19 protein-coding genes and 1 tRNA gene are annotated in these 22,508 nt (G+C 64.2%); 7 read left to right on the top strand and 13 right to left on the bottom strand.

Going from position 1 to position 22,508, the window contains the following annotated elements; genetic code table 11:
• Positions 1 to 11: 11 nt before the first annotated feature.
• Both EN818_RS22925 and EN818_RS22920 read right to left on the bottom strand, forming a co-directional pair.
• The gene (locus tag EN818_RS22925) at positions 12 to 1,490 is read right to left on the bottom strand and encodes an ABC transporter substrate-binding protein (RefSeq protein ID WP_095807130.1); all 1,479 of its coding nucleotides are present in this window, start codon (positions 1,488 to 1,490) and stop codon (positions 12 to 14) included.
• A gap of 117 nt (positions 1,491 to 1,607) precedes the next feature.
• Positions 1,608 to 2,840: an acetylornithine deacetylase/succinyl-diaminopimelate desuccinylase family protein gene (locus EN818_RS22920; protein WP_245518844.1), complete on the bottom strand. Its 1,233-nt coding sequence runs from the start codon at positions 2,838 to 2,840 to the stop codon at positions 1,608 to 1,610.
• 300 nt (positions 2,841 to 3,140) lie between these two features.
• Between EN818_RS22920 and EN818_RS22915 the strand changes: the two genes are divergently transcribed.
• Positions 3,141 to 3,569 carry a L,D-transpeptidase gene (locus EN818_RS22915; protein ID WP_095807132.1) on the top strand — a complete coding sequence of 143 codons (429 nt, stop codon included), beginning with the start codon at positions 3,141 to 3,143 and terminating at the stop codon, positions 3,567 to 3,569.
• A 21-nt stretch (positions 3,570 to 3,590) separates the two neighbouring features.
• Here the strand turns inward: EN818_RS22915 and EN818_RS22910 are convergent, their stop codons facing one another.
• The 8 genes from EN818_RS22910 to EN818_RS22870 form a co-directional block, all read right to left on the bottom strand.
• The gene (locus EN818_RS22910; protein WP_095807133.1) at positions 3,591 to 4,580 is read right to left on the bottom strand and encodes a lipid A biosynthesis lauroyl acyltransferase; all 990 of its coding nucleotides are present in this window, start codon (positions 4,578 to 4,580) and stop codon (positions 3,591 to 3,593) included.
• Between the two features lie 6 nt (positions 4,581 to 4,586).
• Positions 4,587 to 5,615 carry a zinc-binding dehydrogenase gene (locus EN818_RS22905; protein WP_095807134.1) on the bottom strand — a complete coding sequence of 343 codons (1,029 nt, stop codon included), beginning with the start codon at positions 5,613 to 5,615 and terminating at the stop codon, positions 4,587 to 4,589.
• Positions 5,616 to 5,653: 38 nt separating this feature from the next.
• A complete protein-coding gene (locus EN818_RS22900) occupies positions 5,654 to 6,925 on the bottom strand; it encodes a beta-ketoacyl-ACP synthase (protein WP_095807135.1) in 1,272 nt (423 codons plus the stop codon).
• A gap of 76 nt (positions 6,926 to 7,001) precedes the next feature.
• Positions 7,002 to 8,189 (bottom strand): beta-ketoacyl-ACP synthase, encoded by a 1,188-nt coding sequence (locus EN818_RS22895; RefSeq protein WP_135905102.1) that lies wholly within the window; start codon positions 8,187 to 8,189, stop codon positions 7,002 to 7,004.
• A gap of 110 nt (positions 8,190 to 8,299) precedes the next feature.
• Positions 8,300 to 8,581, bottom strand: coding sequence for an acyl carrier protein (locus EN818_RS22890; RefSeq protein WP_095807137.1), 282 nt, complete (start codon positions 8,579 to 8,581; stop codon positions 8,300 to 8,302).
• A gap of 175 nt (positions 8,582 to 8,756) precedes the next feature.
• Entirely contained in the window at positions 8,757 to 9,902 is a 1,146-nt protein-coding gene (locus EN818_RS22885; RefSeq protein ID WP_165350022.1) for a slipin family protein, read from the bottom strand.
• A 358-nt stretch (positions 9,903 to 10,260) separates the two neighbouring features.
• Positions 10,261 to 10,334, bottom strand: a tRNA-Met gene (locus EN818_RS22880).
• 292 nt (positions 10,335 to 10,626) lie between these two features.
• Complete coding sequence (locus tag EN818_RS22870; RefSeq protein ID WP_095807138.1) at positions 10,627 to 11,175, bottom strand: histidine phosphatase family protein; 549 nt, start codon at positions 11,173 to 11,175, stop codon at positions 10,627 to 10,629.
• 144 nt (positions 11,176 to 11,319) lie between these two features.
• On the opposite strand from EN818_RS22870, the gene EN818_RS22865 reads away from it, so the two are divergent.
• From EN818_RS22865 to EN818_RS22855, 3 genes are all read left to right on the top strand, one after another.
• Positions 11,320 to 12,270, top strand: coding sequence for an AEC family transporter (locus EN818_RS22865; RefSeq protein WP_095807139.1), 951 nt, complete (start codon positions 11,320 to 11,322; stop codon positions 12,268 to 12,270).
• 170 nt (positions 12,271 to 12,440) lie between these two features.
• Positions 12,441 to 13,898, top strand: coding sequence for an NAD-dependent succinate-semialdehyde dehydrogenase (locus EN818_RS22860; RefSeq protein WP_095807259.1), 1,458 nt, complete (start codon positions 12,441 to 12,443; stop codon positions 13,896 to 13,898).
• A gap of 172 nt (positions 13,899 to 14,070) precedes the next feature.
• Entirely contained in the window at positions 14,071 to 15,096 is a 1,026-nt protein-coding gene (locus EN818_RS22855) for an aldose epimerase family protein (RefSeq protein ID WP_095807140.1), read from the top strand.
• A gap of 90 nt (positions 15,097 to 15,186) precedes the next feature.
• On the opposite strand, the gene EN818_RS22850 is transcribed toward EN818_RS22855, so the two are convergent.
• Positions 15,187 to 16,107, bottom strand: a complete 921-nt coding sequence (locus EN818_RS22850; RefSeq protein ID WP_095807260.1) for a sugar kinase — start codon at positions 16,105 to 16,107, stop codon at positions 15,187 to 15,189.
• A gap of 157 nt (positions 16,108 to 16,264) precedes the next feature.
• Here EN818_RS22850 and EN818_RS22845 point away from each other — a divergent pair, with 157 nt between their 5' ends.
• Together EN818_RS22845 and EN818_RS22840 are read left to right on the top strand one after the other, a co-directional pair.
• Positions 16,265 to 16,708 (top strand): FixH family protein, encoded by a 444-nt coding sequence (locus EN818_RS22845; protein WP_095807141.1) that lies wholly within the window; start codon positions 16,265 to 16,267, stop codon positions 16,706 to 16,708.
• A 7-nt stretch (positions 16,709 to 16,715) separates the two neighbouring features.
• Positions 16,716 to 17,924 (top strand): cytochrome c peroxidase, encoded by a 1,209-nt coding sequence (locus tag EN818_RS22840; RefSeq protein WP_095807142.1) that lies wholly within the window; start codon positions 16,716 to 16,718, stop codon positions 17,922 to 17,924.
• Between the two features lies 1 nt (position 17,925).
• Here EN818_RS22840 and EN818_RS22835 read toward each other — a convergent pair whose 3' ends face one another.
• Positions 17,926 to 18,378, bottom strand: coding sequence for an Lrp/AsnC ligand binding domain-containing protein (locus tag EN818_RS22835; RefSeq protein WP_095807143.1), 453 nt, complete (start codon positions 18,376 to 18,378; stop codon positions 17,926 to 17,928).
• 163 nt (positions 18,379 to 18,541) lie between these two features.
• Here EN818_RS22835 and putA point away from each other — a divergent pair, with 163 nt between their 5' ends.
• Positions 18,542 to 22,150: a bifunctional proline dehydrogenase/L-glutamate gamma-semialdehyde dehydrogenase PutA gene (gene putA / locus EN818_RS22830; protein ID WP_095807144.1), complete on the top strand. Its 3,609-nt coding sequence runs from the start codon at positions 18,542 to 18,544 to the stop codon at positions 22,148 to 22,150.
• A 35-nt stretch (positions 22,151 to 22,185) separates the two neighbouring features.
• Here putA and EN818_RS22825 read toward each other — a convergent pair whose 3' ends face one another.
• Positions 22,186 to 22,500: an antibiotic biosynthesis monooxygenase gene (locus EN818_RS22825; RefSeq protein WP_095807145.1), complete on the bottom strand. Its 315-nt coding sequence runs from the start codon at positions 22,498 to 22,500 to the stop codon at positions 22,186 to 22,188.
• Positions 22,501 to 22,508: the final 8 nt, after the last annotated feature.

Below are 22,508 nucleotides of genomic sequence, written 5' to 3'. Positions count from 1 at the left end.
TCAACAGGCCGTCAGTCCGTCCACTTCACTTTGGTGAGGTCGTTGGCCTGGATCGGCGCGTTCTCCCAAAGGCCTTGCAGCTTGGCATCCCAGACGCCGACCTTGGGCAGTTCGTAGAGGAAGCCAACGACGGCGTCGTCGGCCAGGATCTTCTGGGCTTCGGCGTACAACTGCTTCCGCTTCGCCTCGTCCGAGGTGAGATTGAGGTCGGCGATGACCTTGTCGAAGGCCGGGTTGTCGTAGTTGAAGTAGTAGTCCTTGCGTGAATAGATATCGATGTCGTTCGGCTCGGTATGGGAGACGATGGTCAGGTCATAGTCCTTCTTGGTGAAGACCTGATCCAGCCACTGCGCCCATTCGACCGGGATGATCTCCAGATCGATGCCGACGTCGCGCAGTTCGGATGCAATGATTTCGCCGCCGAGCCTGGCATAGGAAGGCGGCGGCAGCTTCAGCGTCGCCTTGATACCGTTCTCGAGGCCAGCCTCTTTCAGCAGTTCCTTGGCTTTGGCGACGTCGTGCGGATAGCGGCCGGTGAGGTCGACATAGTATTTGTTGGCCGGCGACATGTGCGAGCCGATCGGCAGACCAAGGCCGGCCGAAGCGCCGTCGATGATGGCCTTGCGGTCTAGCGCGTAGGAGATCGCCTGCCTGACCTCAAGCTTGTCGAAGGGCGCTTTCTTGTTGTTGATCGACAGGATCGTCTCGCCCTCGGTCGAACCGATCACCACATGGAAGCGCGGATCGTCCTTGACCTGGGAAACGCTGTCGGGATCGAAGAACGGGAAAGCCTGGATGTCGCCGGAAAGAAGCGCCGGCACGGCGGCGGCGGCGTCCGGGACGATGCGGAACTCGACCTTGTCGAGCGAGACGGGGGCGCCCCAATAGCTGTCAGACTTCACCAGCGTGATCGACGAGCCCTTGGCCCAGGCCTGGAACTTGAACGGGCCGGTGCCGATCGGCTTTTCCTTGTTGGTATCGGCAGATTTCGGCGACACCATCACCGCGTCGCCCCAGCCCATATTGTAGAGGAAGGAGCCTTGCGGGTTCTTCAGCGTAACCTTCACGGTCGCCGGATCGACCACGTCGACCTTGTCGATTGCCGCGAACAGGCCTTTTTGCGCGTTGACGGAGTTGTCCGCGCGGGCACGGTCGAGCGAGAATTTCACGTCGTCGGCGCTGAAGTCGGAGCCGTCGTGAAACTTCACGCCGGTGTGCAGCTTGAAGGTGTAGACCTTGCCGTCGTCCGAGATCGTCCAGCTTTCGGCAAGGTCGGGCAGCACCTCGCCGTTCGGGCCGATACGGGTAAGCCCTTCGAAGACATTGGCGTAGAGCACCTCGTCGATCGCCGCCGCGGCACCCGCGGTCGGATCGAGATGCGGAGGCTCCAGCGGAATGCCGATGACGAGGTCGGTGCGCGCGGCAAATGCCGAGGTGGCGGCAGCGAATGACAGCACGGTTGCGGCCAGAATGGTCTTCCACAGTTTCATCGCTGAACTCCCATGTGCTCAAGCCCGGCGGATAGAAGCGTGATTTGGCGCGCGAGTAAATTGCGTTTCGTGCTGCCGCGCCACGCTTGCGGGAATGTTTTCCCGTCGACGGCTCGATCAGTCCGTCGTACCGCGCAGCAGCACATTGAGGCCGATCGCCATCACCTTGGCCGATTCCACCATATCGGCGATGCCCACCCATTCGTCGGGCCGATGGGCAAGATCGAGAATTCCGGGACCGTAGGCGATGCAGTCGTAGATATGGCCGATGCGAGCGACATGCTTCTGGTCATAGGTGCCGGGCGAGATGACATAGTGCGGCTCTCGGTCGAAGACCTCCATGATGCCCTGCGCCACGGCCTTGACCACCGGCGCGTCGCGCTCGGTCATCAGCGGCAGAACCTCCATCAGGTTGCGGATCTCGTAATCGAACTTTTTTCGCTCGCGCTTCAGCCTTTCGAGGATGCCGGTGACTTCGCCCTTGACGGTGGCGAGGTCCTCTTCCAGCAGGAACCGGCGGTCGATGGTCAGCCGGCAGGAGTCGGGCACGTTGGGCGAGGGCAGCCCAGGCCGGAAGTCCTCGGTCTGTCCGCCATGAATGGAGTTGATGTTCATGGTCGAGCGCCGCGCTGCTTCGGGCACGACCGGCATGCGCGTCACCTTGCGGTCGAGCGCCGGGAACAGTTCATCCTCGAAGCCCTGCAGGACGGCGCCCATATGGCGCACGGCATTGTCGCCGAGGAACGGCATCGAGCCATGCGCGATCTCGCCCTTGGTCTCGATCTCGGCCCACCAGACGCCGCGATGGCCGAGGCAGATACGGTCCTTGTTCAGCGGCTCGGGGATGATGACGTGGTCGACCTTCGGCTTTGAGAAATAGCCGAGGTTCGCCAGATGCGCGACGCCGCCGAAGCCGCCGGACTCCTCATCGGCAGTGCCCGAGATCTCGATGGCGCCGGGAAAGTCGGGATACACTTCCATGAAGGCTTCTACGGCGATGACCGAGGCGGCGAGTCCGCCCTTCATGTCGCAGGCGCCGCGGCCGTACACCCTGCCGTCCTTCACCAGTCCGGCAAATGGATCGACGGTCCAGCCGTCGCCGGCCTCGACGACATCGATGTGTGAATTGAAATGCACGCAGGGGCCGGGCGAGCGGCCTTCCAAGCGGGCGACGACATTCACGCGCGGGTAGCGATCGGTATCGCCGGGCGCTCCCATGGCGCGAATGAAATCGATTTCAAAGCCGAGCTTTCTGAGGCGCGCGCCCAGATATTCGGCGCACGGCCGATAAGCCTCGCCTGGCGGATTCACGGTCGGGAAGCGGATCAGGTCGACGGTCAGCGCGATCAGATCGTCGACGCGGTCCTCGACGGCCTTGTAGAGTCGTTCCTACATCCGCCGAATTGAAGAAGCAATGCGGTGGTTTTGCAAGCAGCCTCCCGCTCATTGCCAAACAATGATCCGGGTAGGCCCAACGGCTAAACCACCGAGAGTGGATCTCGCATCGGCAACCATGGCGAGAAGATCATTCAAATTTGCTGGTCTGCATTGGCGAATTTATCAAGGAGTGTGTGGTACTTAACTCACCTGCCGGCAAAATGATGGAAAGAACCGCGTGATGGCAGGGGGCAATCAAGGGGGTTTGATCGTATGAAAAAGTCGGTTCTCATGGCGGCGGTTCTGACAACCTTGCTCGGCGCGTCCACCGCAAGCCGGGCGGCCTCGCTGGTCGCCAACATCGACGTGTCGTCGCAGACGATGACCGTCAGCAAATATGGCCAGGTGCTTTACCGCTGGAGCGTATCGACGGCACGCAGGGGCTACTTCACCCCGCGCGGCAGCTATCGGCCGCAGTGGACGGCCCGGATGTGGTACTCGCGCAAATACGAGATGTCGCCGATGCCCTATTCGGTGTTCTTCCGCGGCGGCTACGCTATCCATGGCACCGGTGCAGTGAAGCATCTCGGGCGTCCGGCCTCGCACGGTTGCGTGCGGCTGCACACGGCCAATGCCGCGACCTTCTACTCGATGGTGAAGGAAGTCGGCTACGGCAACACACGGATCGTCGTCACCGACTGATCTGTGGCGGTAGCCGGCCAATTATTGGGTGGCTGTCTCTCCACCGCGCCGGCTGCGGCTGCGTCCGCTCATCTCCCAGCGTTTGTGGAACCACATCCACTGGCCTGGATCCTCGCGCACCCAACGCTCGACAACGTCGGCGAGGAGCTGGGTGGTGGCGTGAACGTCGACGCTGCCGCTTTTGTTGCGTGGCAAGGTCAGCTTGTCTTCGATCTCCAGGCGAAACCGGTTGCCCGGCAGCCTGACGCAGCGCGCCGGGTAGACGTCGCAATCATAGTGGCGCGCAAGCATGCCCAGCACGGGATTGCTCTGGCAGCGGCGGCCGAAAAAGGTCGTCTCGACGCCATTGGTGAATTTCTGATCGACCAGCACGCCGATGTTGCCGCCGTTCTCGAGAATGGCGGCGAGGGCAAATGACGCGCCGGTCGAGGAGGGAAGCAGACCCCCCATGGTCGAGCGGCGGGTCGAATGGATGTAGTCGGCGAGATAGGGATTGTTGGGCGGGCGAAACAGCGCGGTGATGTTCATGCCGAAGGTGGCGGCGGCCACCGGCAGCAGCTCGAAATTGCCGAGATGGCCGGTGAACAGGATATGCGGCTTCTTCTCGCCGGCGATCCGGGCGAAATGCTCGACGCCGCGGACCTCGACGCGGCCGGGCTCCGCGGCATTCGGATCAAAATCGAACAGGGCGTCGAGGAAGATGTATTCGGCGGCAAGGCGGGCCATATTGCCCCACATGTCCGAGGCGATGGCCTCGATCTCGGCATCGCTCTTTTGCGGGTAGGCCAGGCGCAGATTGTTGACCGCCACCCGATGCCGGCCGACCAGCGGGCCGATGCGGCGGGCGACGCGGTCGGCGAAGTTGAGCGCCCGGTCGGGGGGCAGCAGGCGCAGCAGCGAGATCATCGTCATCGCCGCGCGCGCGATCAGCCAGTGCTCCATCTGGCGCAGCCGCCGGCCGTAACGGAACATGAAGTCCCGGCGGGCTTTCTTGAGCACCTTGCTTACCATCTCGCCTTAGGAAACGCGCAGGATGATCTTGCCGAAGACGTCACGGCCTTCCATGCGCTTCAGCGCGGCGTCGATGTCGTCGAAGCCGACTTCGGTGTCGATGACGGGGGAGACCAGGCCGGCCGCCATCTTCTGCATGGCGTCGGCCATGTTCTCCATGCGGCAGCCGAAGGAGCCGAGCAGTTTCAACTGCTGCTGGAAGAGCTGCATCAGGTTGACCTGTGTCGACACGCCCGAGGTCGAGCCGCAGGTGACGAGACGACCGCCGCGCTTCAAGCACAGCATCGAGCCGGCAAAGGTGTCGGCGCCGACGTGTTCGAAGACGACGTCGACGCCCTTTTTCCTGGTCAGCTTGCGCACCACGCCTTCGAAACGATCCTCGCGGTAGTTGATGATATGATCGGCGCCGAGCGCCTTCGCCTTGTCGATCTTGTCGTTCGAGCCGACCGTCGTGATGACGATGCAACCCATTTTCTTGGCGAGCTGGATCGCGGCGGTGCCGATGCCGGAGCCGCCGGCGTGGACGAGGATCGTTTCGCCGGGCTCGAGTTTCGCATTGTCGAACAGCATGTGCTCGACCGTGCCGAAGGTGACGGGCGCGACGGCGGCGCCGATCTCGGAGACGCCGGGCGGGGCAGGCACCAGCAAGCGCGCCGGCAGGTTGATCTTTTCCTGCGCGAAGCCGTCGAGGTGGAAGCCGTGCACGCCGGACACATGCTCGCAGAGATTGTCGCGGCCTTCGCGGCAGGCCCGGCAAAGCCCGCAAGTGCGCGCGCCATAGATCGACACCAATTGTCCAGGCAGCAGATTGGCAACACCGGGCCCGACCGCCTCGACCTCGCCCGACGCTTCGGCACCGACCACCAGCGGCAGCTTGCGTTTGGCGAACGCCATGCCGCGCCAGCCCCAGACGTCGATATGGTTCAGCGCCACCGCCCTGATGCGAAGCGTGACCTCGCCGAGCGAAGGCGGCGGGGGAGGCGGAAGGTCCACCGTTTCAAGGCGGCGGTCCTCTATAAGTTGCAATGCGCGCATGGGGCCTGTCGGAACTATCTGAGCGGAAAAACGTCCGCTTAGACCGGTTCCCGCGCCATGACAAGGCAGGTGTTCTGGCCGCCGAAGCCGAAGGAGTTCGACAAAACCGTGCCGACTTGGGCGTTGCGCTTCGTGTTCGGCACGACATCGAGCACGATCGCCGGATCGGGATTGTCGTAGTTGATTGTCGGCGGAATGACGCTTTCGCGCATCGTCATCAGCGAGAACGCCGCCTCGACCGCGCCGGCGGCGGACAGCGTGTGGCCGATCATCGACTTGTTCGACGAGATCGGCATCGCGCCAATCCGCTCGCCGAACACGGTCGACAGCGACAGGTGTTCCATTTTGTCGTTTTCCGGCGTCGAGGTGCCGTGCGCGTTGACATAGTCGATCTCGTCCTCTCCCAAGCCGGCATCGGCCAGAGCGGCGCGCACGGCCGCGATGGCCGGCGAACCATCGGGCTTGGAACGGGTGCGGTGAAAATCGTCGGCCTTCTCGCCGCAGCCGCGCATGATGCCGAGGATCGTCGCGCCGCGTGCAAGGGCAGCTTCGAGCGATTCCAGCACCAGCGCGCCGGAGCCTTCGGCCAACACGAAGCCGTCGCGATCCTTGGAGAAAGGTTTTGAGGCCTTTTCGGGAATATCGTTGTGGGTGGAGAGCGCTGACAGCAGCGAGAAGCGGATCAGTGCTTCGGCAGTGGCGGAGCCGTCGGCGCCGATCGACAGCGCCTTGTCGCATTCACCGCGGCGGATCGCCTCGACGCCGAGCTGGATGGCGGTGGCGCCGGAGGCACACGCGGTCGAAAGCGTGATCGGCAGGCCGCGCGTGCCGAAACGGTCGGCGAGCCGGTCGGCTATGGAGCCGAACTGGGTCGTTTCAAAGATGTCGAGTTCTTTCAGGCCGCGTGCGACCCTCAGCAGCCTTTCGGAACCGCTCTCCTTCTTGTCGGAATTATACAGCGAGAAGCGGTCGGCCCAGTCGAGCTCGACCGGCGGCGAGGCAAGAAACAGCGGTCCGCCGAAATCGCCGGAATCAAGGCCTGCTTCCGAGACAGCTTCCTGGGCAGCCGTTTCGGCCAACTCATAGGTGAGGGGGCTCGCGCCCTTGGAGCTCGACGGCAGGAAGTCGACCATGCCGGAAATGCGGGTGTTCAACTGGTCGACGGGAAAGCGGGTGATCGGGTGGATCCCCGACTTGCCTGAGGTCAGCGCCGCCCAATTGTCGGCCTTGCCGACGCCAAGCGATGTCACCACGCCGATGCCGGTCACGGCAACAATCGGCCTGCCCATGTGGTCGCGGAGATTGGCCATGCTCTGTCTGCCTCGGTCTAGGGCAATTCCGGGAAAGTGTGTCACAGTTTCCGTTCGGAATTGCGTGAAGAGAAATCTAAGCGGCTTTGATCAGCCCCAGCCCCTCGAATTGGTGATAGCCGACAGCCGTTGCAAGGACGGTATTGGGGGCACCTTCGAACGGCCGTTCGTTTGTGGCATCGAAAGCCGGATAGCCGGCCTTGTGGTCGATGGCGAGCGCAGCAAGCGCGACCGCAAAGGGGAACTGCGCTTCCTTCATATGACCGGTGAGCGTCGAGAAGGCGCGCGCGGCAAGCGCCGGGTTGGCGTCGAGCACTTGCTTTTCGGCCGCGGTGGCGGCGTGGGCGCCGGACGCGCCTGAAATGGTCAGCAAAGGACCATCGGGCAGAGCTGCCTGCTTGAGCAGCGCGGCGATCTCGGCATTCAGGTCGCCGCGCCGGCGCCGGGCACGTCCGGAAATCACGGGCCCCAGCTCGGCATAGATCTTGCGGCCGCGTGTTTTCGCGTGCTCGCGCTGCTCGAGCACCAGGAAGGCGCCGCCCGAACCTGTCACCACGCCGCCGCCTTCGGCGCCCTGTCGCTGCCAGACTGGCCTCCAGGGTCCACGATGCAGATAGCCCGCAAGCTCATAGCCGAGCAGCATGTCGGAGTGCTCGGTCTGAAACGCGCCGCCGACCAGGACATGGGTCGACTGGCCGGAGCGGATGCGCGCCGCAGCCGTTTCGACGGCGGAAACACCGGCACCTTCCTCGCCCATGAAGGTGCGAGACGAGCCGGTGACCTTGTGCACGATCGAGATGTTGCCGGCCAGCAGGTTGGACAGCTGCGCGAGGAACAGCGTCGGCCGCAATTCCGTGGTCAGCTTCTCGTTGAGCAGCACGTCGCGGTCGTTGCGGCTCTCGGAGGCGGCAAGAATCGCGCTGTCGACGGCCTCGTCGCGCTCGCCGCCGCCGGCTGCCACAACCATGTCCATGGTGGCGCAGAGCTCGTCATTGCCCTTGATGCCGGCATCGTCCAGCGCAAGCCCGGCGGTATAGGTGCCGAGCCGCTGCCAGGTTTCCATCTGGCGCTGATCGCCGCGCTTGGCAATCTGCAGGTTCCAGTCGATCTCGGGCAGCGGATGAATGGTGTAGGGCGCAAAGCGCGTCGCATCGAGCACCGGCTCGAGGCCCGGCCGGGTGAGCTTCTGCCAATGCGCGTCAGGACCCTCTCCCAGCGAAGAGACAAGGCCGATGCCGGTGATGACGACGTCGTGGGAGCTCATAGGCGGCTGTTGTGAGTTAGGTTGCTTTCGATCTTGCGCATGATCCTCCCATTCGTAGCCGAATTTTGGGGTTCATGCGGCGCGCAGCTCAAGACCGCGCCCGAACCGCCTCAGGCGGCCTTGGCTGCGACCAAAGCGTCGATCTTGGCGCAGAGGTTCTTCATGACGAAATAGTCGTCGGTCGAGGCTTTGCCGTCATTGACCTCCTGCGTCCACTTCTCGAGCGGCACCTTGATGCCGAATTCCTTGTCGATGGCGAAGACGATGTCGAGGAAATCGAGGCTGTCGATGCCGAGATCGTCGATGGTATGGCTTTCGGGCGTGATGGTGTCGATATCGATCTCGCTGGTGTCGGCAATGATCTTGGCGACTTTGTCGAACGTCGTGGACAAGGGCTTTTCCTTCGGTTGCGGGCGGAATCTGTCCGCATCTGGTTTTGGCGCTGTCTAATCGGTTTTTCCGGGCAGGAAAAGGCCTGATGCGCCGGGCGCAGGTGGGATGCCGGCTCTCGGAGCGCAAGAAGGGCCGCCGGTCTGCCCGGCGGCCCCCATTTGATGGTCGGTCAGCTCAGCCGTCGCGGAGCTTGACCAGGTCGTTGAGCAGCCCGCCGGTCCCGTTGTGGACCGTCAGACGCTCGACCTTGCCGGCAATGGCCTCGAGAGCCTCGAGCTCCTTCAGCCGCAGCATCACCGGGTTCTCGGCCATCACCTTGGCCGTGTTGAGCAGCGAACGCGTCGCGTTCGTCTCCTCGCGGCGGCGGATGACGTTGGCCTCGGCCTGCTTCTCGGCCGAAACCACCTGGTTGAGGATTTCGCGCATCTCGCCCGGCAGGATCACGTCCTTGAGAGCGATATCGCTGACCTCGACCCCGATCACGGCCATGTCGGCGCGCACCTTGGCCGCCGCTTCCTCGTCGACCGTGACCTTCTTGTCGAGGATCTGGTCGAGCGTGAGCGCGCCAAGCGTCTTGCGGAAGGCGTACTGCAGGGCGCGATAGAGGGCCTCGGAGAAGTCCTTCACCGTGCTCACCGCCGTCACCGGGTCAACCACCCGGTATTCGGCGGCGATGTTGACGCGGATCGTCACGCGATCCTTGGTCAGCATTTCCTGCCCGGCGACATCAAGCGACTGGCGCTTGGTGTCGACGACCTTCACCTGGACCATGCGGCCGACATTCCAGAAGGCGTGCACGCCCGCGGCAAGCGTCCGAACGTAGACACCATCCACGAACAGCAGCCCGACCTGGCCGTCCACCACCGGATGCAGGAACACCAGTTCCGTCTTCCGGGCCTGGCCGAGCCGGCGCATGACCGCCGGATCGATCGCAAGATCGGACGACGTATCAAGCAGCGTCGCCTTCCACGGCCCGGCATCGGTCCACAGCACGAGCTTGCGGTCCGGCGCCAGAACGGCATGGAGGTTGCCGTCACGCTCGATGACGGCGACATCCGCGCGCCCGGTGCGAACGACGGTGAAGTGACGCGCGGCCACGTCCGGGAGCTTGTCGAACAACGCCTTCTCGTAGGCCGAAACGAATTCCGGATTCTTCAGGTCGTGCCGGGAGACTTCCAGGTTGTGGCGCCGGTTGGCGAGCCAATGTTCGCCCGGCATCAGGACAGCCTGGATTTCGCCCTTGTAGAGGGCGACGGCACGCTCATTTTCCTTCACGAGGACGCGCTGGCGTCCAAGAATCTTCTCGAGAATGGTCTTCATTGTCTTCACTCCTGTCGGGCATGGCCCCATGCGAGGCGTCACGTCATGCGTCGATCATCCTTTCGTTTCTCGTTTCGATCGTCCCTTTCCAGTCCCGGGCACGATTGATCCGGGGACCGGTGGCATCGGCGCGAGGCGGGCCTTCGGGAGCGGATCACGGGGCGGCAGGGCGGGCGCCGGAGGCTGAGCCTCCCTTGCCGGCGCTGCCGCGCCTTGATCGTCACCGCGGCCTGGCCGCGCGCCGATGGCGCAGGAAATCGCGACCCGGCGAGGCCGAAGCCCTGCCGTCCTTGACGTCCTCGCATTCCGGTCCCCGGACCGTTTTCCAGATAACACCACCCTAAGGTGTCGCCTTGTCTGGCCGTTGGAGAAGGATTCGAACCTTCGACATTCAGATTATGAGTCTGATGCTCTACCCAGCTGAGCTATCCGTGTCGTGGGTGTGGGAATCGAACCCTGCCTCCGGAGCCAACTCCGGCGCTCTCCATGAGCTACACCCGCAGATCCCAACACCCGAAACGGCGCCGTACACAGCGCGACAGAGCCGGCTGCGCGGGCGGAGACAAAAGCTCCAACCGCTGTGCTCGCTTCGGTTTTCGTGACCGGGAGCGCGCCTATAGACCCTGCGACGGGTTGTCGCAAGTGGCATTGTGGCGGCGAGTTCGCGGCTTCTTCCGAGTGTGGCTGTTAAGCAACAGAGGCGGAGGGCGCGACACCAATGCTGTCAGAAAGTGACTCGCCCCAGAACCTTGAGCCCGTCCCCCTCCGGCGCCACCACCACCGCTTCGCCCTCGCGCGGGGCGATGCCGGTCAGGGCGAGGATGTTCTCCAGATGCGTGACCAGCACCAGATTGTCGGAACCTGAGTAGTCACGGATCTCAGCCATGACCGCGGCAAGCTGAGCGGCCTTCTGCGCCGGGTCGGTCTTGAGCAGATCGAGCGGGGCGAACGGCTCCGGCTCGGTCTCGAAAGCGATGCGGGCCGTGTCCAGACAGCGGCAGTAGCGGCTGGAGAGCACACGCTCGATGGGAGCCGCGCGCGCGGCGAAGAGAGCGCCGATGCGGCTTGCCTGCTGCTGGCCGCGCGCCGACAGGTTGAGCTGCGTCGGGCACTTGGCAATGTCGAAATTGGCTGGATCGGTCGTGCCGGTCACAAAGGCATGGCGAAGCAGCACGATGTGGCCGCCGTCGCGCAGCAGCGCCCAGCCCGCGTCGGTTGCTCGGGCAAGGTTCGGAACGATCAAAAGGAAAAGCGCCAGGGCAAGTCGCAGCATGAGAAGTCCTTATGGCGGCCCGAGAGGCCGGAACCATGATCGGCATATAGGGACCGCAAAGCCGTTCGAAACACAAGCAGAGCACTGCAGGGCGACTCCATTGGCCGATTGAACCGCGATCGGGCCTCGCCTATCACGGGAAAAATGTCTCCGCTCGTCGAAACCGTCCTATTCGTCTTCAGTCTCGTGGCGCTCGGCTATCTAGCCGGGCTTACCGAATATCTGAAGCCGGTGAGCGGTGAAGGCATATCCGAATTCGCCGTCAACGTGGCGATGCCGCTGCTGCTCTTCCAGACCATGGTCAAGTCCGATTTCCATGGCGTGACGCCATGGTCGCTCTGGGGCAGTTATTTCGCGGCGGTAGCCGCCACCTGGACTGCCGGTCACCTGGTCACGACGCGCATCTTCGGCCGTGATGCCCGCGCCGGCATCGTCGGCGGCGTTTCCTCGGCCTATTCCAATGTCGTGCTGCTGGGCGCCCCTTTCATCCTCGGCATATTCGGCCCGGGCGGCTTCGAGGTGCTGTCGCTGCTGGTCTCGGTCCATCTGCCGATCATGATGATGGCCTCGATCGTGCTGTTCGAGATGTTCGGGCGCGGCCATGGGAAGACCGTCCATCCGCTGCGTATCGTGAAGAGTTTCCTGCGTCGGCTGTTCGTCAATCCGCTGATCATCGGCATTCTTGCCGGGCTTGCCTGGCGCGTCACCGGCGCTCCGCTTCCGAATTTTGTCGAACGGCTGGTCGACGCGCTGGCAGGTACGGCGGGACCGGTGGCGTTGTTTGCCATGGGTCTTAGCCTGCGCCGCTTCGGAATCTCCGGCAACGTCCGACCGGCCCTGGCGCTGTCGGCGCTGAAACTCTTCGTGATGCCGGCGCTGGTGCTGGCATTTGTGTGGCTGCTCGGCCTGCCGCCACTTACGGCGAAAGTCGCCGTGGTCGCAGCTGCGCTGCCTTCGGGCATCAATTCCTATCTCATAGCTGTCCAGTTCAACACCGGCCAGGCGCTTGCATCAAACCAGATGACCATCGCCACGGCCAGCGCGGTGCTCACCACGTCCATCTGGCTGACCGTGGTCGTTCATGTGTTTGGATAGGACCCGACAGCCAGGCGCGCTCGTTTTTGCTGGCCCAACCCCTATATGCCATCTTATGATTGCTTGCCGGGCTTTCCCTAGGTAAGAGCATGCGCCAGCGTGCGGCCCTGCACGCTCACCGAATATCGAGAAAGAACGGCCCGATCAGCGCGCCGAACGGAGGCCAGATCATGCTTCAGAAAACCAGCCATTTCATGCGCCAGGCCAACCTCATCAACGGCGCATGGGTGCAGGCCGACAGCGGCCAGACCGTCGACGTCATCAACCCGGCCACTGGGCTCAAGATCGGCACCGTGCCGAAAGCCGGCAAGGCTGAAACCCGCCGCGCCATCGAGGCGGCGGACGAAGCCTTCAAGAGCTGGCGCAAGACGACCGCGCTCGAGCGCTCGAAGCTCCTGCGCAAACTGCACGACGCGATGATGGACAATCAGGATGTGCTTGCCGAGCTGCTGACCATCGAGCAGGGCAAGTCGCTGTTCGAGTCCAAGGGCGAGATCGGCTCTGCCGCATCCTATATCCTGTGGTTCGCCGAGGAAGGCCGCCGGACTTATGGCGACATCGTGCCGTCGCCGTGGGGCGACCGCCGCATCCTGGTGACCAAGGAGCCGGTCGGCGTCATTGCCGCCATCACGCCGTGGAATTTTCCGTCCTCGATGCTGGCCCGCAAGCTCGGCCCGGCGCTGGCCGCCGGCTGCACGGCAGTGGTCAAGCCCGCCTCCCAGACGCCTTACTCGGGCCTTGCCTGGGGCGCGCTCGCAGAGGAGGTCGGCTTCCCGAAGGGCGTCATCAACATCCTGACCGGCTCGGCCGGCGAGATCGGCGACGAGATCTGCGCCAATCCGCTGGTGTCGAAGATCACCTTCACCGGGTCGACCGAGATCGGCAAAATGCTGATCCAGAAGTCGTCGGTGACCGTCAAGAAAGTGTCGATGGAACTCGGCGGCAATGCGCCGTTCATCGTCTTCGACGATGCCGACATCGACCGCGCCGTGACCGGCGCCATCACCGCGAAATACCGCAATTCCGGCCAGACCTGCGTCTGCACCAACCGCTTCCTGGTCCAGGCCGGCGTCTATGACAAGTTTGTCGAGAAGCTGGTCGCCGCCAGCAACAATCTGAAGGTCGGGTCCGGCCTCGAGGAGGGCGTGCAGCAAGGGCCGCTGATCGACGAGAAAGCGGTCGAGAAGGTCGAGGAACTGATCGCCGACGCGACGTCGAAGGGTGGCAAGGTCGTTGCCGGCGGCAAGCGCCATGCGCTCGGGGGCTCGTTCTTCCAGCCGACCGTCATCGCCAATGCAACGCCGAAGATGCGATTCATGAAGGAAGAGATCTTTGGGCCGGTCGCTCCGGTGTTCAAGTTCGAGACCGAGGAAGAGGCGATCGCGCTCGCCAACGAAACCGAATTCGGCCTGGCCTGCTATTTCTACACCGGCGATCTCGGCCGCGCCTTCCGGGTCATGGAAGGGCTGAAATACGGCATGGTCGGCGTCAATGAAGGCCTGATCACCACGCCCGAGGCACCGTTCGGCGGCGTCAAGGAATCGGGCCTCGGCAAGGAAGGCGGGCATCAGGGCATCGAGGACTATCTCGACACCAAGTATGTCTGCATCGGCGGCCTCGGGCTCTGACATTAGCCAGGGGCGGGGCAGGCGCTTGGCCTGCCCTCCTCGGACAGCCGGCGCAGAGCGGCTCAGCTTTTGGTAGAAACGCCGACCCGTTGCGCGTATTTCTGCTTACGTAACTCCGGACGGAAAACTGCCGCGCATTTTTCGGACGGATCAACGAACTGACATTTCGGGCATGGCGATGAAGGACGGCGAGGTCTTCGGCACGACGCAGACTGGCGAGGACGTACGCCGCTTTGCCATTCGCGGCGGCGGGCTGACCGCCAACATCATCGGGCTCGGCGCGATCATCCAGGATCTGCGGCTCGCCGGCCATGACGCGCCGCTGGTTCTGGGCTACGACCGTTTCGAGCCCTACGAAACCGACCGCGCCTTCTTCGGCGCGGTGGTCGGCCGCTACGCCAACCGCATCCGCGACGGCCGCTTCACCATCGCCGGCAACCGCTATCAGACCGAGCCCAACTTCCTCGGCAAGCACACGTTGCATGGTGGCTCGGAGGGATATTTCCGGCGCCCATGGACCGTCTCGCTGCATGGCCGCGATTTCGTGACGCTGACGCTGCACGACCCGGACGGCACGATGGGATTTCCCGGCGCTCTGGATGTCACCTGCACCTACCGGCTGAAGATTCCCGGCACGCTCAGCATGGAACTGACCGCGACCTGCGAGGAACCGACGCTCTGCAACCTTGCGCAGCACTCCTACTTCAATCTCGACGATGGCGGGGCCGGGGACATCCTCGACCATCGGCTGATGCTCAATGCCGGAGCCTACACTCCCGTCGATGGCGAGATGATCCCGACCGGCGTGGTGAAGCCTGTCGACGGCACGCCCTACGACTTCCGCCAGGCGCGGCCGTTGCGCATGGAAACGGAAGGCGAGCAGCTTCCCTATGATGTGAATTTCTGCCTCGCCTCCAGCCGTGGACCACTCCACCAGGCGGCCTGGGCGCAAGGCGCCAATTCCGGTGTCGAGATGGAGGTCTGGACCACCGAGCCCGGCCTGCAGCTCTATATCGGCCAGTATGTGGCCCCCGCATCGCCAGGGCTCGATGGACGCCGCTACAAACCGTTTTCGGGCTTCTGCCTCGAAGCGCAGGCCTGGCCTGACGCGCCGAACCGGCCTTATTTCCCGCAGGCCACGCTGTGGCCGGGGCAGATCTATCATCAGGTGACGGAGTTTCGTTTCCGCCTGCCTTGAGGCCTATTGAAGTCGGCCTGCGAATGGCGGCTTCCTGCGCTTCCGGTGTTGACGTGCGCTAAGTACGCTCCGCTTCGGTTCCAACAGATATCAGTGCTCAAAGGCAGCTGTCAGCGTCTCGAACGGCGCCAGCGCACCGCGCACCTGAACGACAGCGGCAGCTACCTGGTGTGCGCGTCGAGCCGCGCCGGTCGGCGCAACGCCGGCCAGCCGCGCGGCGAGATAGCCACCGTTGAAGGAATCGCCGGCGCCGGTCGTGTCGATCGGCGCCGCGACATGGACTGCCTCAACCGATTGCGATGCTTTGTTCACGGCAACCAACGCCGGCTGCTCGCCATTCTTGACGACAACCTCATTGACCAGCTTCTCGAGACGCTCGGCGGTGGCTTGCGGCGTCTCGTCTCCGAACAGCATCTGCTCGTCAGGGAAAGTCGGGAGCGCGATGTCGGTGACGGCGAGCGCTTCCAGGACTGCGGCCTGAGCCGCCTCGCGGCTTTGCCACAGCCGGGGGCGATAGTTGGGATCGAAAGCAACGAGCGAGCCAGCCGCGCGAGCCGTTGCAATAGCCGCGAGCAAAGTCTTGCGCGCCGCATCGTCCAGAATTCCCAAAGTGATTCCGGAAAAATATACAAGAGCCTGGTTTGCAAGACTTTTCGTCAATGCGGCCGGGTCGGAGGCGAGCCGCCGCGCCGCCGCATCGCTTCGCCAGTAAGTGAAGGCACGCTCGGCTCCGGTGAGGGTGATGGCGTAGAGGCCCGGCCTTGCACCGGCAATGACCGGGCTGTCGCCGATGCCGATGCCGTTTTGAGCGAAAAATTCAATCTGCTCTTTGGAGAAGGGATCATCGCCGAAGGCCGAGACATAGTTCGCGGGGCGCTCTGGAGTGAGCGCATGCAGCGCCCACAATGTGTTGAAGGTGTCACCGGCAAAGCCCATGCGCCAATTCGGGCCTGCCTGTCCCGACAGTTCAAGCATGCATTCGCCGATCGACGCGACACCTCTGGCAGCCATGTGACTCTTTTCTCCTGATGCCTTGTTGCTGTAGCTTTTTGCAATCGGCAGCGCCATGCTTGGCTGAGGCCGATTTTTGCGCCACAAGCGATTTCCCACAGGCAGGGGCGGGACGCAGCATGCGGCCCGTGACGTTATCAGCCGAAGAGGAACCGGTTTGGCATCACTATGGCGTTACACTCTCGCAGGCCTCGGTCTGGCCGCCTTGCTCGTTGGCATCCTGGCCGTGGTCTATCTGACGGCGCCGCGACCCGCGCCTGGACCGGAGACGGCGCGTTCGAAGAAGACGGCGAGCGGCCTGTTCGTCGCGAGCTTCGAACCGGAGCGTGGGGTGATCCGGCAGGGCGAGTTGCAGTCGTGGCTGCTGACGCTGAAGACCGCCGCCGGCGCGCCGGTCGAGGGTGCCGCCATCACCGTTTCCGGCGGCATGCCGCAGCACAATCACGGCCTGCCGACCAGTCCGCAGGCGACCGACTATCTGGGAGCTGGCCGATATCGCATCGACGGCGTCAAATTCTCCATGAGCGGCTGGTGGCAGCTGCGCTTCGCCATCTCGGCGGCGGCGGGATCTGATTCCGTCGTCTTCAACATCGTGTTGTGAGCGGCCGATGAGGCGTCTCGCCCGCGTCGCAAGCCTGGCCGCCCTGGCTGCGCTCGCCTTGCTTGGCGGCTGCAAGGAACCTCAGTTCAGCGATGCCGAGAAGAAGACCATCACATCGCTGGCGCTGAACACGCTGCCGGCGCCTAAGCCCGACAGCACGAACCAATATGCCGACGTGCCGGCGGCGGCCGCGCTCGGGTCGACCCTGTTCTTCGATGTCGGCATGAGCCGCGACGGCACGGTGTCCTGCTCGACATGCCACAAGATCGACCGCCAATTTCAGGACGACCTGCCGCGGGCGGTCGGCGTCGGCCACACCAACCGGCGCACCATGCCGCTCGCCGGCGTGGCGCGCGATCCATGGTTCTTCTGGGACGGACGGCGCGACAGCCTGTGGGCACAAGCGCTGACGCCGCTCGAAAACCCGCTGGAGCAGGCCGGAAACCGCGCCGCCTTCGCGCATTACATCAAGAACCGGTTCGGCGAGCGCTACGAGCGGATCTTCGGGCCGCTTCCCGATCTTTCCACCGTGCCGGCCAATGCCAGCCCGCTCGGCACTGAGGCGGAGAAGGCGGCGTGGAATGCCATGCCCGCCAACCAGGCCGACGACGTCAACCGCGTCTTTGCCAATATCGGCAAGGCGATCGCGGCCTTCGAGCGGTCGATCGAGCCTGCGCAGACGCGTTTCGACCGCTTCGCCATCGATGTCGCGACCGGCACCGAACCGCAGGGCGATGCCGCGTTTTCGCCGGAGGAAATCCTCGGGCTGAAGCTGTTCATCGGCAAGGCGAATTGCGTCACCTGCCACAACGGGCCGCGCTTCACCGATAACTCTTTCCACAATACGGGTGTGGCGCCGGTGAAGGACCTGCCTCCGGATCGCGGCCGGGTCGATGCGGTCGCGCAGGTCGCGGCCGATCCGTTCAACTGCTTCGGCAAGTTCCGTGACGGCGACGCCAGCGCCTGCCGCGAGCTGCGTTTCATGGTCAAGGATGGGCCTCAACTCGTGCGCGCCTATAAGACGCCGTCGCTGCGCGGAGCAGCCACCCGTCCACCCTACATGCATGCCGGACAGCTTGCGTCGCTCGACGAGGTGGTCGCGCACTACTCGAAGGCGCCGACGAGTGTCGAGGGGACATCTGAGATACATCCCCTTGAGCTCTCGGACCGCGAGCTGGCGGCGCTGGTGGCGTTCCTTAAGACCCTCTCGCAGTAGCCTAGCGATCCTTCACCGTCTCCATCGCCACGAAGGTCGAGGTCTGGGCGACGTGGGGCAGCGCCGAGATGCGTTCGCCGAGCACGCGGCGATAGGCGGCTATGTCGGTAGTGCGAACCTTCAGCAGATAGTCGAAGCTCGACGCCATCATGTGGCATTGCTCGATCTCCGGCACCGACTGCACCGCGCGATTGAAAGCGTCCAGCGCTGCCGAACGGGTGTCCGACAGCTTCACTTGGACAAAGGCGACGTGGCCTTCACCCATGCGCTCGCGATCGATGACCGCGCGATAGCCCTTTATGTAGCCGTCCTTCTCCAGCCGCTTCACCCGTGCCTGCACCGGCGTCTTCGACAGCCCGACCTTGCCCGCCAGCTCCGACATGGAAAGCCGGCCGTCGCGTCCGAGCGCCGACAGTATGTTGCGATCGATGCGGTCCAATTGATCTGCAGTCATCAATGTCGTGGCCGAACTGAAGGGAATTGAACGCTCATGATAGTTCAAACGGACTGCCATGTCGACTTCTTTGGACCGGCTGAAATTTCCAATTGTGCTAGCTTGCGCCATTCGGTCCGGCGCCCGCCAGATCGACCCCCAACGCTCGCCCTATGGACCCGACATGCCGCTCGATGCCATCCGCCAGCAGATCCGTTCCAACTACCTTCCCGACGAAGACGAGGCCGTGAAACGGCTCTCCGAGGCGGCAGAACTGTCGGCGGCCGACCGGAAGGCGATCTCGGCCCGGGCCGCCGATCTGGTGCGCGCGGTGCGCGGCTCTACCGATCCGAGGCTGATGGAGGTGTTCCTGTCGGCCTATGGCCTTTCGACCAAGGAAGGCGTGGCGCTGATGTGCCTGGCCGAGGCGCTGCTGCGCGTCCCCGACGCCGAGACGATGGACGATCTTATCGCCGACAAGATCGCGCCGCATGACTGGTCGTCGCATTCCGGCAGCTCGAGCTCGATCTTCGTCAACGCCTCGACCTGGGCATTGATGCTGACCGGCCGCGTGCTCGACGAAGGCGAGGGCGGTATCGAGGGCACGCTGCGCGCCATGGTGCGCAGGCTGGGCGAGCCGGTTATCCGCAAGGCAGTGGCGGCGGCGATGCGCGAGATGGGCGAGCAGTTCGTGCTCGGGCGCACCATCGCCGAGGCGGTCAAGCGCGGCCGGTCGATGACGCAGAAGGGTTATCTCTATTCCTTCGACATGCTGGGCGAGGCGGCCCGCACCGAGGCAGACGCGCTGCGCTATCACAAGGCCTATGCGGATGCGATCTCCTCGCTGGACGCCGGTTCGAACGGGCCCGACATCCGTTACAACCACGGCATTTCGGTCAAGCTCTCCGCGCTGCATCCGCGCTACGAGGTGGCGCAGAAAGAGAAGATGCTGCCGGTCATGGCCGAGCGGCTGCTTTCGCTGGCGTTGGCGGCGCGGCATTCGCGCATGGGCCTGAACATCGACGCCGAAGAAGCCGACCGCCTCGATCTGTCGCTCGACGTGATCGAACGCGTGCTGGCCGAGCCGGAACTCGCCGGCTGGGATGGCTTCGGCGTCGTCGTCCAGGCTTACGGGCCGCGCGCGGCATTCGTCATCGACTGGCTCCATGCGCTGGCGAAAAAGCATGACCGCAAGATCATGGTGCGGCTGGTCAAGGGCGCCTATTGGGACACCGAGATCAAGCGCGCGCAGACGCTTGGCCTTGCCGGCTATCCCGTCTTCACACGCAAGGCCAACACCGACGTTTCCTATCTCGCCTGTGCGAGGAAGCTGCTGTCGATGACCGACCGCATCTATCCGCAATTCGCTACCCATAATGCGCACACGGTCGCCGCCATTCTTTCGATGGCAAAGGATCGCGATTCCTTCGAATTCCAGCGCCTGCACGGCATGGGCGAGGCGCTGCACGAGACGGTGCGACAGGCCGAAAGGACCCGCTGCCGTATCTACGCGCCAGTCGGCGCGCATTCGGACCTGCTCGCCTATCTGGTGCGGCGGCTGTTGGAAAACGGCGCCAACTCGTCTTTCGTGCATCAACTGACCGATGAGGAGGTCGAGCCGGAGGAGATCGCCCGCGATCCGCTGGAGACGGTGGAAAGCCAGGGCGCGGCCGCGAATCCCGCGATCGCCCGACCGGCCGCAATCTTCGGCGGTGGACGACGCAATTCCAAGGGATACGATATCACCGATATCGTCACGCTCGCCGCGATCGAGAAGGCCAGAGCCGAGTTTGCCGGACCGGATCGCTGGCATGCCAAGCCGGTTACACGCGCTGCAGGCTATGGCGAGCAGCGGAAGATCATCAATCCGGCCAAGCCGGACGAGATCGTCGGCACGGTGCACGAGGCAGCAGCCAAGCAGGTGACGACCGCCGTGCGCATCGCGGTCGAAGCGCAGCCGGCCTGGGCAAAGCGTCCGGTCGCCGAGCGCGCCGCGATTCTCAACCGCGCCGCCGACCTTTACGAGGCCAATGCCGCCGAGTTCTTCGCGCTCGCCACCCGCGAGGCCGGCAAGTCGCTCGCCGACGGCGTCGCCGAGGTGCGCGAGGCGGTCGACTTCCTGCGCTATTACGCGGCCGAGGCGGCCGGTGCCGAGGCGGGTACCGAGGCGCGCGGGGCAATCGTCTGCATCTCGCCGTGGAATTTCCCGCTGGCGATCTTCACCGGCCAGATCGCGGCTGCGCTCGTGACCGGCAACTCGGTGATTGCCAAGCCCGCCGAGCAGACGCCGCTGATCGCCTTCCGCGCCGTGGAGATGCTGCGCCAGGCCGGCGTGCCGGAGGATGTCATCCAACTGCTGCCGGGCGATGGCCCGACGGTCGGCGCGCCGCTCACCGCTGACCCGCGCATTGCCGGCGTGTGCTTCACCGGCTCGACCGAGGTCGCCAAGCTGATCGAGAAGCAACTGGCCGACACCGCCGCGCACGACGCCATGCTGATCGCCGAGACCGGTGGTTTGAACGCCATGATCGTCGATTCCACCGCACTGCCCGAGCAGGCGGTGCGCGACATCCTGGCGTCGTCCTTCCAGAGCGCCGGCCAGCGTTGCTCGGCGTTGCGCATCCTCTATGTCCAGAAGGACGTCGAGAAGAAGATGCTGGAAATGCTGAAGGGCGCGATGGAGGCGCTGAATGTCGGCGATCCCTGGCTGATCTCGACCGATGTCGGTCCAGTCATCGACGAGGAGGCGCAAGGCTCGATCCGCGACTATTGCATCAAGAAGGGGCTGGAAGGCCGCCTCGTCGCCAAGCTGGAAGCGCCGAAGAGCGGCCGCTTCGTCGCGCCGCATGTTTTGCGGGTCAAAGGCATCGAGGAGATGGAGCGCGAGGTGTTCGGCCCGGTGCTGCACGTCGCCACATTCGATGCCGACGAGATCGATGCGGTCATTGCCGCCATCAACCGCAAGGGCTACGGCCTGACCTTCGGCCTGCACACCCGCATTGAAGGCCGTGTCCAGCACTTCGTCGACGGCATCCATGCCGGCAACATCTATGTCAACCGCAACCAGATCGGCGCCGTCGTCGGGTCGCAGCCGTTCGGCGGCGAGGGGCTGTCGGGCACCGGGCCGAAGGCCGGCGGCCCGCACTATCTGCGGCGCTTCCGCAAAGGACCGGAGGCCGGCACCGAGCTTGGCGAAGGCCACAAGGTCACTGCCACCGAGCTCGCCGACAATCTGCCGGATCCGACGCTGGGCGGCTGGTCGGCGCGGCCCGACCGCGTTGCGATCCTGCGGAAGCATTTACGTGGCAAGGGCGCCGCGGCCATCGCCGCTGCCGCCAGCCTCGATTTCGGCCAGGTCGATCTGCCGGGTCCAACCGGTGAGGCCAACACGCTGTCGCTGTCGCCGCGCGGCCGGGTGCTCTGCCTCGGTCCGGATGCCGACACCTTGCTTGCGCAAACAATCCAGGCCTTAGCCGCCGGCAATGCGGTGCTGGCGGTTGCCCCAGGCGCACCGGCGGCACTGTCGGCGCTGACCGGCAAGGGCCTGCCGCTCGCCGCGATCGACGGCCGTCCCGATCCGGTCGAGGCGCGATCGCTGAAGGTCGATGTCGTGGCCTTCTCCGGCACGCCGGAAACATCGCGCGTCGTGCGCAAGGTCATTGCCGAGCGCGCCGGCCCGATCGTGCCGGTGGTCACGGAGGTGCTCAACCCGGCCGCCTATGCGCATGAGCGCGCGGTCTGCGTCGATACGACGGCGGCTGGCGGCAATGCCAGCCTGCTTGCGGCCGCATAGCCAACTCGAACGATCTCGTTTGTCGGAGGCGCGTATCAGGCGCCTTCGACGACCGAAAAGCCCTCGAACTGGGGATGGCCGAGATAGTGCACCTTGGTGGTGCCGGCGTTGCGATGGGCGGCGCGGAAGTTCTCCGACTTGGTCCAGGCGACGAAATCTTCCTGGCTCGCCCAGACGGTGTGCGAGGCGAACAACGTATAGCCTTCGGTCTCGTTGACCGGGCCGCGCAGCAGGTGGAACTCCTTGAAGCCTTTCATTTCGGAGAGGCTGGAGTCCCGGCTTTTCCAGACATCCTCGAAGGCTTCCTCCGAGCCGTTCTGGACCTTGAAGCGGTTCATGGCGATGTACATTGAATGTT

This window comes from Mesorhizobium sp. M3A.F.Ca.ET.175.01.1.1, from assembly GCF_004791945.1.
GTDB lineage: Bacteria > Pseudomonadota > Alphaproteobacteria > Rhizobiales > Rhizobiaceae > Mesorhizobium.
This window is presented reverse-complemented; position numbering and strand designations above follow the sequence as displayed.

Coding starts and splice junctions, on each gene's coding strand:
- EN818_RS22915 (WP_095807132.1), top strand. CDS start 3,141: ATGAAAAAGTCGGTTCTCATGGCGGCGGTTCTGACAACCTTGCTCGGC.
- EN818_RS22925 (WP_095807130.1), bottom strand. CDS start 1,490: ATGAAACTGTGGAAGACCATTCTGGCCGCAACCGTGCTGTCATTCGCT.
- EN818_RS22835 (WP_095807143.1), bottom strand. CDS start 18,378: ATGACTGCAGATCAATTGGACCGCATCGATCGCAACATACTGTCGGCG.
- EN818_RS22840 (WP_095807142.1), top strand. CDS start 16,716: ATGAGGCGTCTCGCCCGCGTCGCAAGCCTGGCCGCCCTGGCTGCGCTC.
- EN818_RS22900 (WP_095807135.1), bottom strand. CDS start 6,925: ATGGCCAATCTCCGCGACCACATGGGCAGGCCGATTGTTGCCGTGACC.
- EN818_RS22905 (WP_095807134.1), bottom strand. CDS start 5,615: ATGCGCGCATTGCAACTTATAGAGGACCGCCGCCTTGAAACGGTGGAC.
- EN818_RS22855 (WP_095807140.1), top strand. CDS start 14,071: ATGGCGATGAAGGACGGCGAGGTCTTCGGCACGACGCAGACTGGCGAG.
- EN818_RS22870 (WP_095807138.1), bottom strand. CDS start 11,175: ATGCTGCGACTTGCCCTGGCGCTTTTCCTTTTGATCGTTCCGAACCTT.
- EN818_RS22865 (WP_095807139.1), top strand. CDS start 11,320: ATGTCTCCGCTCGTCGAAACCGTCCTATTCGTCTTCAGTCTCGTGGCG.
- EN818_RS22885 (WP_165350022.1), bottom strand. CDS start 9,902: ATGAAGACCATTCTCGAGAAGATTCTTGGACGCCAGCGCGTCCTCGTG.
- EN818_RS22860 (WP_095807259.1), top strand. CDS start 12,441: ATGCTTCAGAAAACCAGCCATTTCATGCGCCAGGCCAACCTCATCAAC.
- EN818_RS22850 (WP_095807260.1), bottom strand. CDS start 16,107: ATGGCTGCCAGAGGTGTCGCGTCGATCGGCGAATGCATGCTTGAACTG.
- EN818_RS22895 (WP_135905102.1), bottom strand. CDS start 8,189: ATGAGCTCCCACGACGTCGTCATCACCGGCATCGGCCTTGTCTCTTCG.
- EN818_RS22910 (WP_095807133.1), bottom strand. CDS start 4,580: ATGGTAAGCAAGGTGCTCAAGAAAGCCCGCCGGGACTTCATGTTCCGT.
- EN818_RS22825 (WP_095807145.1), bottom strand. CDS start 22,500: ATGTACATCGCCATGAACCGCTTCAAGGTCCAGAACGGCTCGGAGGAA.
- putA (WP_095807144.1), top strand. CDS start 18,542: ATGCCGCTCGATGCCATCCGCCAGCAGATCCGTTCCAACTACCTTCCC.